Source organism: Prevotella aff. ruminicola Tc2-24 (assembly GCF_900110895.1).
GTDB lineage: Bacteria > Bacteroidota > Bacteroidia > Bacteroidales > Bacteroidaceae > Prevotella.
The window spans coordinates 966979-982208 of record NZ_FOIQ01000001.1 but is presented as its reverse complement, the minus strand read 5'-3'; the positions used below and the strand labels follow the sequence as shown (position 1 = coordinate 982208).

9 protein-coding genes are annotated in these 15230 nt (G+C 52.9%); 1 reads left to right on the top strand and 8 read right to left on the bottom strand.

What is annotated here, in order from left to right; genetic code table 11:
* Position 1: 1 nt before the first annotated feature.
* The gene (locus BMY63_RS04140) at positions 2-997 is read right to left on the bottom strand and encodes a carbohydrate-binding domain-containing protein (protein ID WP_091899863.1); all 996 of its coding nucleotides are present in this window, start codon (positions 995-997) and stop codon (positions 2-4) included.
* Positions 998-1159: 162 nt separating this feature from the next.
* Positions 1160-1720, bottom strand: a complete 561-nt coding sequence (locus BMY63_RS04135) for a hypothetical protein (protein WP_091914873.1) — start codon at positions 1718-1720, stop codon at positions 1160-1162.
* 152 nt (positions 1721-1872) lie between these two features.
* Here BMY63_RS04135 and BMY63_RS04130 point away from each other — a divergent pair, with 152 nt between their 5' ends.
* The gene (locus BMY63_RS04130; RefSeq protein ID WP_091914871.1) at positions 1873-3567 is read left to right on the top strand and encodes a SulP family inorganic anion transporter; all 1695 of its coding nucleotides are present in this window, start codon (positions 1873-1875) and stop codon (positions 3565-3567) included.
* A gap of 51 nt (positions 3568-3618) precedes the next feature.
* On the opposite strand, the gene glmM is transcribed toward BMY63_RS04130, so the two are convergent.
* From glmM to BMY63_RS04100, 6 genes are all read right to left on the bottom strand, one after another.
* A complete protein-coding gene (glmM, locus tag BMY63_RS04125; RefSeq protein WP_091914869.1) occupies positions 3619-5004 on the bottom strand; it encodes a phosphoglucosamine mutase in 1386 nt (461 codons plus the stop codon).
* Between the two features lie 17 nt (positions 5005-5021).
* Positions 5022-5669, bottom strand: coding sequence for a BamK family beta-barrel-assembly machinery protein (locus BMY63_RS04120; RefSeq protein WP_091914867.1), 648 nt, complete (start codon positions 5667-5669; stop codon positions 5022-5024).
* A 116-nt stretch (positions 5670-5785) separates the two neighbouring features.
* Complete coding sequence (locus BMY63_RS04115) at positions 5786-6826, bottom strand: DHH family phosphoesterase (RefSeq protein ID WP_091899858.1); 1041 nt, start codon at positions 6824-6826, stop codon at positions 5786-5788.
* The gene (locus BMY63_RS04110) at positions 6827-7768 is read right to left on the bottom strand and encodes a glycosyltransferase family protein (protein WP_091899857.1); all 942 of its coding nucleotides are present in this window, start codon (positions 7766-7768) and stop codon (positions 6827-6829) included.
* Between the two features lie 135 nt (positions 7769-7903).
* Complete coding sequence (gene tamL, locus BMY63_RS04105; RefSeq protein ID WP_091899856.1) at positions 7904-10285, bottom strand: translocation and assembly module lipoprotein TamL; 2382 nt, start codon at positions 10283-10285, stop codon at positions 7904-7906.
* A complete protein-coding gene (locus BMY63_RS04100) occupies positions 10282-15066 on the bottom strand; it encodes a translocation/assembly module TamB domain-containing protein (protein ID WP_091914865.1) in 4785 nt (1594 codons plus the stop codon). Before BMY63_RS04100 ends, tamL begins: the two co-directional genes overlap by 4 nt.
* Positions 15067-15230 lie beyond the last annotated feature (164 nt).

The following is a 15230-nucleotide window of genomic DNA, read 5'->3' as shown; positions in this document are numbered from 1 at the left end:
GTTATTTCCCAAGAAATTGGATTTTTTTTGCTTGCTTTCCTTTCCTGAGAATATAGACTCCTTTCTGGGGCTGACTGCCAGCGGGGAGCTGACGGCCGTTGAGATCATATATGCTGTCAGCATGATCGAAGTCAGGTTCCTCTCTGTCCGTGCCGACAACTCTGATGCCTGTGGCATTCTCCATCACATCGATGAGTGGGAAATTCTGTATGCCACCTGTAAAGGTAACACTTCCTGCGGCTTTGATGGCAGATGCACCATAATCGCTGATGGCCAGCGTCCCTTCTGTCATGTAGAAGTTGCCTGTATCCTCATCTTCGGTTTCTGATCCTGCAAAAGGTTCCTCTCCTTTGAGCTCTACCTGTATACCGTCATCCTCTACACCACTGATGTTCACTGTGCCACTAGTCATCTTGAAGTATTGCTGACAGTGTATGCCGTCTTTTTTGGCACCAGTGATGTTGATGGTACAGTTCTTTATCTCCACGTACTCCTTGCTGAAGATTGCGTGACGAATGTTACTCACAATATTCAGTGTGCCTCTTCCAACAAACTCTGTATGTCCCTTGCTATGAAAACACCCTTTCGATTCTGTATCGGTAACTCCATCGGCGAGCGTACTAGTCGTACCACTCATCATACTGACTTTGATACGTTTACCGTCCTTGATGTGGATGGCCGTACTGTCGGGATTGGTCAACGTCAGACCGTTGAGTTGAAGGGTGGCCTTGTACTCACCTGTCATATAAAACTCACCGTCGGCACTGGAGCCACTGAGTTGGTAGATAATCTCACCAGGGTTATCGTCATTGGTGGATGTCTGTACCAGTTTGACGTGTGAAGAACTGCCACTGGTAACTGATACGTAACCAGCCACCTCTTCTGGTATGGTGATAGTGGCCTTGTTGTCCTTGTAGACAACAGTTACTGTATAGTTATCCGCCCAGAGCGAGATGGAGGTCATGATGGCCGTGATGGCCACAAAGAGTCTTTTCATGTTTTATGTTTGTTTAAATCAGTTCTTTGTCAGTAGTGCTGCAAAGATAGATATTTATTATAAACGGGGCAGATCCGTTCTACGAATGCCCCGTTTGTTTAACGAATCAGTGCTTTCAGAGTCTGACGTCTCTTCATCAGCACTATATAGCATTATTCCTGTTTAGAGGCCCAGTGCCTTCTTGGTTTTGTCGGCAGCAGCGTCAACAGCCTTACCGGCCTTTTCCTTGGCAGCATCCTTCACCTCTTCGGCCTTGTCGGCAGCAGCGTCAACAGCGTCGGCGGCAGCGTCGGCAGCAGCATCCTTAACAGCCTCACCTGCATTACCGATACCTTCCACGGCGGAACTCAGACCACTGACGATGGCATCTGCAGGAGCAGCGGTCAGTGCACTGATGGCAGTGTTCACAGCCTCATTCTCACCAGCGAAAGCCTTGATCTTATCGGCATTCTCCTTCAGGAAATCCTGAACCTTGGCTACATACTCCTTAGCCATCTCAGGATTGGTGGTGATGAACTCCTTCACTTTTTCCTGCACGGTGGCAAGTACCTCCTGCAGCTTTCCTGCATCCTGAGCGTTGATTTGCTCCTGAAGGGCAGCGGTGATTTCACTGACAGCAGTCTCTACGTCCTGTGCTCCGTTGGCAGGAGCCTGAGCCTTGTTTCCGCACGATGCGAAACCGATGGCGATCATAGCGATCACAGCGAACAATACTTTCTTCATAATGCTTCTTTTTAATAGATTAATAAAAAAGTGAATTGATATTTGGCAACAAAAGTAGTTTTTTTTTCAATAACATATCACTTTCTTTTGTGCTTTTTAACTTTTTTCATACTTTTGCATCAGTTTTCCTGATAACATAAGGTTTTATAGACATGACAACTTTGGAATTTAAGCCGAAGCTTTTTTCGACATTACGACATTATGACCGTCGACAGTTCACTACCGACCTGTTGGCAGGTATTATCGTTGGTATCGTTGCGCTACCATTGGCCATCGCTTTTGGTATCGCATCAGGTGTGACGCCTGAGAAAGGTATTATCACCGCTATTGTTGCCGGACTGATTATATCATTCTTCGGGGGCTCGAAGGTACAGATTGGCGGTCCTACGGGCGCGTTCATTATTATTATATATGGTATCATCCAGCAATATGGGTTCGAGGGACTGACTATTGCCACTTTGTTGGCAGGTGTGTTCCTTATTCTTTTTGGCGTGCTTCATCTTGGTACGATTATCAAATATATCCCGTACCCTATTGTCGTTGGTTTTACCTCTGGTATAGCCCTGACAATCTTTACGACGCAGATTAAGGATCTCTTCGGCCTGACAATGGCTACTGTTCCTTCCGACTTCATTGAGAAGTGGTGGGCATATATCGGTGCCTTCCCTTCTGTCGACATATGGAGTGCTGCCGTTGGTATCGGCTCTGTCGTTATCATCGCTATCTGGCCGAAGATTGCTAAGCGTGGTATCGTAGCTAAGCTTCCAGGCTCGCTGATTGCCATCATCGTGATGACTTTGGCTGTTGTCTTACTCAAACAATATGCAGGGGTGTCGACCGTCGAGACTATCGGCGATCGCTTCTCAATATCCAGTCAGTTGCCTGGTGCACAAGTACCTTCCCTCACGTGGGATGTCATCAAGGGACTCGTTTCTCCTGCCATTACCATTGCCATCCTTGGTGCCATCGAGTCACTGCTCTCGGCTACCGTGGCTGATGGTGTCATTGGCGACCGTCATAACTCTAATACAGAGCTGATTGCCCAGGGACTGGCAAATCTTGCCTCTCCAATCTTTGGCGGTATCCCTGCTACTGGTGCTATCGCCCGTACGATGACCAACATCAATAACGGTGGTCGTACCCCTGTGGCAGGCATTGTTCATGCTGCCGTTCTGTTACTGATTTTCCTTTTCCTCATGCCGCTGGCACAATATATCCCCATGGCCTGTCTGGCTGGTGTACTTGTCATCGTGAGCTATAACATGAGTGGTTGGCGCTCATTCCTTTCCATCATGAAGAATCCTAAGAGTGATGTCATCGTGCTTTGGGTTACTTTCCTGCTCACCGTTGTCTTCGACCTGACAATTGCTATCGAAGTGGGCCTTATCTGTGCATGTCTGCTGTTCATGAGACGTATGGCAGAGACGACAGACGTCAAGGTCATCAGTGACGAGATCAATCCCGAGGAGGAAGACAGTGACTTCCAGCTTGGAAATCTTGAGCATCTGACCATACCTGAGGGTGTGGAGGTCTATGAGATCAATGGTCCCTATTTCTTTGGGGCAGGAAATAAGTTTGAAGAGATTATGGGAGCATTGGGACGTCAGCGCCCGAAGGTGCGTATCATCCGTATGCGTAAGGTGCCCTTTGTCGATTCTACAGGTATCCATAACCTGACGAACCTCTGTCTGATGTCTCAGCAGGAGGGAATACAAGTGGTACTCTCAGGTGTGAGCCCATCGGTGCAGACGGTGCTTCACAAGGCAGGCTTCGATGCAATGCTTGGTGAAGAGAATATCTGTTCGCATATCAATCTGGCTCTTGAACGCGCCAAACAACTGATATAATAGAAAAAGCCCACCAATCGGTGGGCTTTTTCTATTGTTCTCTTTTTCTTTTTATTGCATGTCGTAGACAACCTGCATGAGCTGTTTGCCGAGGTCATCGGCCTGCTCCATAGTCTGGGCCTCACTATATACACGGATGATAGGCTCAGTGTTTGATTTGCGCAGGTGTACCCATCGATCAGGGAAGTCTATCTTCACACCATCTACATCGTTCACCTGGGCAGAGTTGTCCTTGGCGAACATCTCTTTAACCTTCACGAGGATGGCATCGACGTCAGTCTCAGGTGTGAGGTCTATGCGGTTCTTGGCTATCTGATACTCTGGGAAGGTGGCGCGAAGCTCACTGACTGTGCAGCCTTTCTGTGCCAAAGATGAGAGGAACAGGGCGATACCTACAAGGGCATCACGACCATAGTGACTCTCGGGATAGATGACACCGCCATTACCCTCACCGCCAATCACGGCACCAACTTCTTTCATCTTAGTAGTCACATTCACCTCACCAACGGCAGCAGCGGTGTATTTGCCACCATGCTTCTCTGTCACATCGCGCAGGGCACGAGTCGAGGAGAGGTTGGATACGGTGTTACCTGTCGTATGAGAGAGCACGTAATCAGCCACGCTGACGAGTGTGTACTCCTCGCCAAACATCTTGCCGTCCTCACAGATAAAGGCCAGACGGTCGACATCGGGATCAACCACGATACCCAGGTCGAATCCGCCTTTCTTCATCTTATCCATGATGCCCTGAAGGTTTTTCTCCAGTGGCTCGGGATTATGGGCGAAATCGCCTGTGCACTCGCCATTCAAGATCTCGTAATCCACGCCAAGTGCTTTGAACAGGTCAGGTAGAATGATGCCGCCCACGGAGTTGATGGCATCCACACAAACGCGGAATTGACGTTTCTTGATGGCCTCCAAATCGACCAACTTCAACTGAAGCACGGAGTCGATATGGCGCTGGTTATAAGTATCATCGATGGTGCAGGTACCTAATTGGTCGACCTCAGCATAATTGAAGTCCTCCTCTTCAGCTATGCGGAGCACCTCAGCGCCGTCGGCAGCTGTCAGGAACTCACCCTCGCGATTGAGCAGTTTCAGGGCATTCCACTGGCGGGGATTATGTGAGGCGGTAATGATGATACCACCGTCAGCGCCTGCCATACGGACTGCCAGTTCTGTAGTGGGAGTGGTGGCAAGGCCGATGTCAATGACATCGTAGCCCATACCCATGAGCGTTCCAACTACAACGTTGCGGACCATGGGTCCGGAAATGCGGCCGTCACGGCCCACAACCACCTTCTTGCCCTTGGCCTCACGGCCGATGAATGTGGCATAAGCGGTGGTGAATTTTACGATATCCAGTGGATTAAGGGTGTCGCCAGTTGCTCCACCGATTGTTCCGCGGATACCAGAAATAGATTTGATAAGTGTCATATTACTAAAAATGTGCTTTATGATTCTCGCTGGAATGTGATCTCATAGAAGTACGGTATCACATTGCCGGAGGCATCGGCATGCCCCTGAGAGTGAGGTACAATCAGACGTACCATGCTGTACTCTTCGTCGGCCGACTGTGGGCGCCCTACGTTGACGTATGAAAGGGGCACGAGCCAACCAGAGGGCACCGCGGCACTTTTGTATACAGAGTACATGATACCACTCAAAAAAGAGGCTGTGAAGGAACTGCCAGTACGTGATATCTGCATGATGTCCGGCATCTTCACCACCGACTTGCCATAATAATACAACTCATTGTTGTTGTTGCAGAGGGTGATGGTGTCCTCAAGCAGATTGTATTCTGAGAAACGGCATATAAGTCTCGTCTTTTCGCCATCCTGTAACTTCGTTCCGCAACCCTGACGCACGATCTGCATGTAAACACCATTCTTGTCGAACTTTACATATTCGTTGCGTGCCAGATCCGTGGTCTGCCCCTGCCGATTAAACTGGTCTTCGGAGATGACTACGATAGAAGAGTCGGAAATGAATTTTGCAATAGCATTACGCTCTTTCTCTTTCTTATCACCGTAGGTCTCATAGTCGTTACAACTTGCAAACACTGCGGCAGCGGCAATCAGTATGAACAGGATTCTTTTCATTTTTTTATTTTAACGATGCAAAAATAGTTATTTTATTTAAGAATGTGGCATGAAGGCGGAAGAAATTGCACAGACAGAGGCAATTTTCTTAACTCTTAACGCTTTATTCCAGACTCTTAACTCTTTTTCAACAGGTCTTCGTAGGCTAGGAAGGCTTTCTTGACGATGGCCTCGGCTTCAGCCATCGAACAGTATAGACGGCCACCAGAGGCATTGAGGTGCCCGCCGCCATTGAAGAACTCTGCCGCCATCTTGTTGCAGGGGAAGTCATCGACGGAGCGCAGGCTCACCCAGATGACGTTCTCCTTCTCCGTGTCTTCGCGCAAGGAGACGCTGAGCTTCTGTCCTTTGATCTGCAGGGGCAGGTTGACTATGCCTTCGGCATCGCCCTTGATGAAGTGGAAGTCGCGCATGTCTTTCTTTGTCAGGGTGAAGTAGGAGGCATGACGCGCGGGGTCTGTGACGAGTTTCTGGTACATCACGTACCCCATCAGTCGCAGACGATCCTCGCTGTAGTTATTATAGACGTTACGGTAGATCTTGTCTTTGTTGATGCCTTTTGTGAGAAGTTGTGAGATGATGAAGAATATCTCTGGCCGAGTGGAATTGAACGTGAACCCTCCTGTATCGGTCATCATACCACAGTAGACAGGGGTTGCGAAGTGCTTGTCCTGCTGTTCGAAGCCTCCTAGTTGCCAAACGATACTGAAGATCAGCTCACTGGTACTTGATGCCTCAGGGCATGAGAGGGTCAGCACGGCAGGCACGTCGGGGTTGGGATGGTGGTCGATGAGCACGCGCTGGGCTGGCGATTCCACCAGTGCCGACTGCATCTCTTCCACTCGACTGGGAGTGTTGTAGTCCAGACAGAAGATCAGGTCGGCAATCTTAAAGAGCATGTCGGCCTTCTCTGTGTGCTTGTCGTAGCGGATGATCTTTTCCGTGTTGGGGAGCCATCGGAGGAAGTCGGGATATTGGTCAGGGACGATGACTACAGGCTCCTTGCCTTGGGAGCGCAGGTATTCTGCCCAGCCAAGTGAAGAACCGATGGCATCACCGTCGGGACTGGTGTGACAGGTGATGATGATATTCTGTGCGTCGGAAATCAGCTGGCTCAACTGAGCCAGCTGATCTTCGCTCATGATATTGATGTTCATTTAAAACAGTTTATTGGGATAGACACCCTCGTCGACGAGCTGCTGGATACGGGCCACGGTCGACTCACGGTCGGCAGCATAGGTCACGCCGAACCACTTGCTGGTGGTGTCGAGCACCTCGACGGTGGCGGTGTTCTCATTGATGAGCTTGTTGACCATCAGAGGGATGAAGAACTCGGCTTTCAGGTTCGTCATGTTCTTCGGATCGCTGAGGAACTCCTTGAAATAGGCCTCGCTATACTCGAAATAGTCGGGAGTGAAGCCCCACATGTTCATGGAGACAGGCGTGTTGTCGTCGACGACTACCCATTTGCCGTTCTCATCCTTATAACGGATGGGCTGATCGGCAGCACCTGCTTGTGAGCCGTCCTCGGCACAGCGTACGATCTCTGTACGCTCCACCACCGTCGTCAGGTGGTTCTTCTCGTTCTTTGAGCAGACACCACGTGCCACAGTACCGTTCTCTGACAGCGTATTTCCTACGCGGAAGCCTACCATCGCATACTGGTTTCTTGCCCCCTCAGGCAGACTGCTCAGATACTTGCCGATGACCATGAAGGCATCGCGATTGTAGAAGTCGTCGCAGTTGATGACGCAGAATGGTTCCTTGATCACATCCTTGCCCATCAGCACGGCATGGTTGGTACCCCATGGCTTCTGACGACCTTCTGGTACAGAGAATCCCTCGGGAAGTGCATCGAGTGCCTGGAAGCATAGCTCGCACTTCACTTTCCCTTCGTATTTCGAGAGGATTTGTGTACGGAACTGCTCCTCAAAGTCTTTGCGGATCACCCACACGATTTTGCCGAAGCCGGCCTGAATGGCATCGTAGATGCTGTAGTCCATGATGGTTTCGCCGTTAGGACCCAGTCCGTCGAGCTGTTTCAGTCCGCCATAGCGGCTGCCCATACCTGCTGCAAGCAGGAAAAGAGTTGGTTTCATAAGCGCTATATTACAATTAGTACAATTAGTGTTTGTTTTTAAATTGTCTGCAAAGGTACAAAAAAAGCCTCAGATTCCGCAGGTTTTCTCGTACTTTTTTATATTCATTCCGTGTTAATGGGTGAGATATGTCGTTTAGAAAGGATAGCCGATGGCGAAGTGCAGCGTGTGCGCATCTTTGAAGCGGTTGACGTTGAAGTATCCCGACTTGCCCGTGTCGTACGGACAGTGCAGGGCCAAGCCCCAGTCAAGACGTATGACGAGGAAGCCCAGGTCGTAGCGCAGGCCGATGCCAGTGCCCAGCGCCATCTCGTCGAGCATCCTGGATGGCTTGAATGCCGTATGCTCGACAGGTGCGCCGTCGGTGTCGTTCTCATCCCATAGCTCGTCGAAGCTCCACACGTTGCCTGCATCGAGGAAGACGGCTCCGTTCAGGTCACCGAACAGTCTTGTGCGATATTCCAGGTTGGCTACGAACTTGATGTCGCCATTCTGGAAAAGATAGCTGGCCTGTCGCGAGAGCACGCTGCCGTCAAAGGCTCCTGGTCCGATCCTTCGTACGCCGAAGGCGCGAACGCTGTTGGCTCCACCTACATAGAAACTCTCACTGAAGGGGGTGTAGTCGCTGTTGCCGTAGGCATAGATCACGCCGGCATTCACGTGTCCCACCAGTTGCGATGTGGTGTTCAGGCTCCAGGTCTTCGACAGATCCGTCTCTAGCTTGACAAACTGTGAGTAGGGCGTCTTGAAGAAGCTCTTTCCCTTCTCGTTAAAGCTGTGACCGCCCGCCATATCCCATAGTGAGACGAGGTTGCCCGCCTCTTCGATGGTGGTCTCCCAGCGGATGGGGTGACGCAGGGACGACGGACTGGTATAGGTGTACGAGTATCGCATCTTCGGGATGAAATAGTCCGACATCGAGGCGATGAGGTAGGGGTTGACCTGCATCATGGAGTCGAACTTCTCCGTATGACTGTTCATATACTGGTACTTCACCGTCAGTGGCGACAGCTCGTGCCGACTGCTTGCCGATGGCTGCCAACGGTAGGTCCATTCGCCTGTCACGACGTGCATCTTGTAGTATTTCGGACGGCGCACGATGTCTGTTGATATTTTGGCGTAGGTGACAGGTGTGGTATAGAAACGGTGACGCCGACGCCTGGTACCGTCAGGTGTACGACTGCCACCAGGGCGCTGACTGCGACGTATCCTGTCGCTGTTGTAGAAGGGGGCGATGATACGCGGGAACTCAATCGACGCATCGGCACCGTATTGATAGCTGCTCATGTCTGATCCGCCGCCACGCTCCCATTCGTAGGCACCGTGCAGGTTGATGTCGAGTTTCTCGCCGGCACGGAAGGCATTGCGTTTCGTGAGACCGATCTTTGCCTCAGGACCGTAGCGGCCACTGGTGCGCCCGATGGCGTTGCCCTCGATATAGAAGTCGTAGGGCTTGTCGAAGACACAACTCAGCCGCAGGTCGAGGGTATCGGTTCCTGGGCGCTGGGTGAACTGGAAATCCGTGCTGCTGAAGACACCTGTGGAGTTGATCTTGCCAACGGACTCCTGGTATCTGTCATAGCTGAACTCCTGACGAGGACGGAGGCGCAGGTCGCGTAACACCACACTGGGACGGATAGGAGAGCGCCGCCCGTTGAAATGGATGGTCAGGAACCGCCGACTGATGGAGTCAGTGAGCGTCTCGCGCATCGACTTGCGGAACAGCACGTCGATCTTGCCGACATACCATCTGTGGAGCACCGCCTCATCCAGTCCGTCGGCCAGTTGGAGCCGCAGCTGTGCCTTGTCTGCGGTAGCAAACGTGTCGGCCAGGTACGAGGTGTAGCTGGGGTTGAAGTAATAGTATCCGTTGTTCCTGAGTAGGGTACTGATACGGTTACGCTCTCCGTCAAGGACCGCCACACTCAGTGGTGTGCCCCTGTTGATGAGCCGTTCCTCCCTGGTGGAGTCGATCAGTGCTTGTATCTCGGCGGGGAAATTCGTGTACGCCACCGAGTCGAGCGTAAAGAGGGAGTCGAGTCTGACGGTATAGCCGATCTTGCTTTTCTTCGGGTTCTTCCTTGGTACGGCCTCGTAGCTCACGTGTCCTCTGAAATAGCCGTTGTTGCGGAGAACGGAACTGGCTACCGAGGCTCGCAGGGCGGGGTTCACCTGACTCATCAGGACGGGAGCCTTGCCGAACGATTTCGTCATCCATTTGGCAAAGCCCGACTTCTTGCCTGAGAATTTATTGTAGACCCACAGGTGCCACGACCAGGGCATGGAGATATAGCTGCTGCCGAACAGGGAGCCGTTGGGCTCTGTGGCCAGGGCGGCCTCTACCTCTTCCTTCGTGGTGGTGAGGTGGTCGTCGTAGCTCTTCTCGGCATAGTTTTTCTCATCCTCGTAGACAATCTTTGTCAGGCCTACGAAGAGCTGGTCGTCGTCGGGGATGTTCTTGGTCATCGAACAGGATGCCAGCAGAAGTAGAAGGGGGATATATCTGACTACTTTCATAATTTCTTTTTTTTCTTTGCTTCGGCAGGCTCAGCAACCGCCGCGGTCCCTGAGCTTGTCGAAGGGCCAGCGGACGGGCCTACAGACGGCCCAGCGGAAGAATTTGTCGAAGGCCTTACCCTTACACTGTCGCGCTTGCTGGTTGGTTGCCGCATCAGCGTAGGCAAAGACTCTTTCTTCTTGAAATGGAAGATGTCCTTGAAATGATCCAGTTTCCGTCGCCAGATGAAACCACCACCATATTCACCTGTATAACCCTCGAGCCAGTCGTAGACGTTCTGGTTATAGAACAGCTTGATATACTTTGTGGCATCCTGGTTCAGACGATATTCCATACTCACGTTGTCGAAGAACGACTGGTTCTGTCCCATGGCGTCGCTCGATCCTGTCGATACCTTACCGCCTATCTGTAGCTTCAGACGGTTGTTCATGAATCGCTTGGCGAACTTAAAGGAGTAGTCGGTACGTGTACCACCAGAGGCGTCCGTCGAGTTGTCGATGCCCACGCTGAGGTCCAGCGTCTTCAGTGCCGATCCGGCGATGCTGTTGATCTCGCTCTGCAGGAACGAGCTCAGGGCCGAGTTCATCGAGAAGTTACCCGTATTACCGTCGGCCAGGTACATACCTGTAGTGAGCATCGTCACGGCGATCTTTCCGCGTTCCTCCGTCGACATCGTGGCGAGCTCGCTGCTGATGGTGTTATCCTCTGGTGCGTCGATGATGAACTCCAGTCCCATGTCGTTAAGGGTCTTGGTGATGACGACACCACAGTCGAAGGCCACACTGCGGCTCTGTCCGCCCTCGTTGCCGACGGTCGCCTTGGTGCGTTCGGTGGCGGTGATGTTCAGCCTGGGGTTCATCGGGTCGCCAGTGAACTCCACATAACTGCCGTCCTTGATCGCGAAGGTCTTCAGTGGGATGATGGGCAGTGAGTATTTCATCTCTCCGCTCGCCAGGGTGTAGCGACCTGTGAGGTTGATACCCTCGGCATTGTATCTCATGCGCAGGTCTCCGCCTCCCATCAGGTCGACGTAGTTGGTCTGTTCCGTGTTCAGGTTACAGACGATATGAGCGCCCTGCGACACGTTGATGTTCAGGTCGGCATTCAGGCCCGTGGGCACAGGCCGCGTGACGACAACCTGCGTCGTGTCTGAGAAGTCTGTGAACTTCACCAGCTCGTCCATGCGGTTATCTGTTGAGAGCGGTGAGTCGAGTAGCATATAGGTGAGGTCGGTGGTGCCGAGCACGTCGAGTCGTCCACGCATGCTCAACTCCTCCAATGGTCCCTGCATCCGGGCGTAGAAATTGACGAATGCCTTGCCATAGGCAATCGACTTCGCCTCTTGCCGTGCGTTGATCAGCAGCAGGTTGCGTGCCTGCATCCTCATGTCCATGGCGATGTGCTCGGTATCCGAGAAGTCGATGTCGCCCATCAGGTTCAGCGGCTCGTCATTATAGGCATAGAGACCGAAGTTCTCCAACAGCAGATGGCTGCCCACGATGCGTACAGGGTCGTTGTCGAAGCGCATGCGGATACCGTAGGGGATGCTGACGAGATAGGCCTCGTCGACATACACCTCACCGTTTACGTCGGGATGGGTGGTGGTACCTTTGATGGTCAGCGTGCCCTCGCCGTAGCCCTCAAGACCCACCAGCTGGTCGGGCACGAAACCGTTGGCCAGGGAGAGTGGCATACGGGTCATCGTGAAGGTGGCGTCGATCTTGCCGTCGTCGCCTGTCGTGGGTGCCTGGTAGATACCGCTGAGTAAGCCGAACTCCTCATCGTCGAGCATCAGACGGGCCTCGACGGCATGGGTGTCGTCTTCCTTCATCAGATACACCAGTTCGGTGCTGATGTTTCCGATGGGCGAGCCCTCGTAGGTCATGTCGTAGACGGCCATGTCGGAAACCACGGAGATATGCTCTTGTTGGTCTATCAGGATATGATAGTCGCCATGTAGCTTACCTGTGACCTTCGGCAGATAGGGCACCACCGAGGATATCTCGCCCAGGTCGAGACGGTTCACCGAGAGTGTCAGGTCTTGCAGCATCGATGCGTCCTGGTTTGCCGTGTAGAGCTTCAGACCCGTCTTGTCGTCGGCTATCAGGTCGACCTTCGCCTGTATCTTCTTGTCGCTGCCCAGGAAGATGAAATTGTCCTCGTTCAGGTTGAACTCCTTATAGCCGAGTGTCGGTCGTTCGGGCAGCAGTTTGAAGCGGATACCGCCATCCTCCATCTCTGCCGTAGCACCGATTCGTACGCCCAGCTTGCCGTGGTCGTCGTAGTAGCGTACACCTGCCAGGGCACCGTGCTCATGGACGTGTCCGTCGATAAGGGCATTGAACACGAACTGTGGGTTCCGGCGGTTGTTACTTATCTGTCCCTGATAGGTCAGCTTGTCGCCTTTCTGTGTGAGGTCCAGGCGGATGGTGTCGATGCGGATACTGTCGTAGTTGAGCGAGTAGAGGTGGCTCTTGCCGTTGATGCCCGTCTCGGGCGAGCTGGCCATGTCAACGCACAGCTCCTTGAAGTCGATATTGTTGATGTTCAGCAGATTGACAATAGGATTGTCGCGCTTGCTCTCCACATGGAGTTTCATGGTGGGCAGTAGCCGTTTGATGGCTTGTTGGTCGATGACCTTCTGGTTGTATTGCGCCATGACGGAGTCGGCGAGGGTGGTCATCTGTCTGAGCAGTCGCTCGTAGCCGCCTTTGGCATCGAGCTTCACGATGAGATCGCCGCTCTGTGCCCGTACATAAGTCGTGTCTGTTGTGGTGCTCACCAGCAGTCCCACATCCTCTGGACGGTAGGTCTTCTTGTCGTCTTGGATATAAAGCTCGCTGATGAGGCCGTTCACGTGATGCGTCTCCTTCATGTCCGATGTGATGTCCAGATGCCCGCACATGCCGATGGTGAGTGGCTTGTCCATGAGACGCATGCGGAAGAGATCGGCCTTGGCCAGGTCGGCGCTCACTGTGCCGTCGAACTTCTTGGTGCTGAGCAGGGCGTCGATGCCTACCGTGCCGTCGAAGAGCTCGTTATGACCAGTGACGGTCACCCGTCCTCGGCCGTTCTGCAGATGAGCCTGGGCAGAGAGGTTCTTCAGGTTCCAACTGCCGTATTGTATCTGGCGCACGGTGGTGCTGGCTGTCAGACGACTGCGACTGGACAGGAAGTCGGTGCCGTAGCCCTTCGCCTTGATGTCGGCGGATACTGTATAGATGGAGTCCTTGGGCATGAAATGGTGCACGTTCAGACTGTTGATGCTGATCTGGGCATCGTAGCTCATCAGGTCGACCGCCATCTCGCCTTTCTTGTTGAGCGGGATCTGTGCCGATCCCTTCATGCTCACGCTCCCTTTACCCTCACGCGCCACGAGGTCGGTGGTGTATCGTGTGCCGTCGGCCTTCAGTGTGCCGTCGAGCGTGATGCCATAAGGTATGCGGTAGTTGCCCGACAGCTTGGGGTCAACCAGCGTTGTGACGAAATTGAGGTCCTGTGCTTGGGCGTTCAGACGGAGGTCGGCCTTCAGCCGGCTCATGTCCGTCAGGTTCTCTGCCTTGCCGTTGAGGGTGAGGTGGAGCGCGGTGGGCAGTGAGATGTCCAGTCCTGTGAAGGTCATCTGCTGCATGTTCCCGTCTACCGATCCCTTGACGACGAGTGGGTGGTTGGGATACCGTTCCACGAATTTCTGCGGCATGTCACCCAGGAAACGCATGATGTCCTGTTTCCCCAGCTGACCGTTCAGACGGAGATGCATCTTCCCCGGGTTCTGGATGTCGGCCACGTTGAAGTCGACGTCGGCCTCCGCGAAGATGTCAGAGTCGGGTGTGCGCATCGTCATGCCCTGCAGACGGATGTTGCTGAAGGTGGGATCCAGGCGCACACCACCCGTGGCTGCCGTGATCTCCAGTCCGCTCTTCTCTTTCATGGCGGCATGACGGATCAGCAGTGAGGTGCCCTCTGGTGAGTAACTGATGGAGTCGATGTCGAGTGCGAGATGACTCATGTCGATGTGGTTGTAGTCGAGCCCCTTGACCTCTGGCTGGTAACGGTCGTCGTAGGTGAGACGGCCTTCGTGCCAACTGAGACTGCCCACACGGTAGATGCCGCGTCCCAGGTCGATGTCGGCCTGACGGGCGACGGCCTGGCCGAGGGTGATACCCATATTCAGCGTGTCGCCAGGCATGTGGATCGTCAGGTCGCTGTGTGAGGCACAGATGGAGTCGGCGTTGATAATCCATTTCATGGCCGACTCTGTGGTGTCTACGGCTGCCGTGTCGCTTAGGGCGATGTCGAGGCGTGCACCCGACAGACGGGCACCGTTGATCTCTGCCGTCTCCTTATTGAGGTCGATGCCCTTCGACGACAGTCGCAGTTCGTCGAGCTCGCCCTTGACACGCAGGTCGCTGATAAAGCCGTTGGTGTTGATCTTAGCCTGCTGGAACGCCAGCTCCTTGATGATCACCTGTTTCTTCAGCAACGGCAGGAGACGGATGTCGACCACCAACCTGCGCACGTCGGCAATGGTGTCTCTCACCTGTGGCAGTGAGTCGTTCTGCTTGATGGCACGGAATCCGTCGATACCAAGGTCGAGCGGAAAGGCCAGACGGACATGGTCTATGGTGATCTCCATGCCTGTCTTCTCCGAGGCGATGGCTGCCGCTTTCTTCACCGCCCAGTTCTGTACTGGCGGCAGATAGAGCAATACGGCGAGTATGATGAACAGTAGAAGGGGAGTGATTACCGCTATCCCGAACCACTTAAGAGTCTTCTTCATTCGTTTCTAATGGTCGATGGTGCAAAAGTACAATATTTCTTTGAAATAACACGTCAACTTTAGATATTTTCACTTGTTTTTTCGTATCTTGACCAGATGTGAGTATTTGCGGGGGCGAAAATGTCATCTGATTGATTTCTTGCTGCAAAATTACGAATAATCGC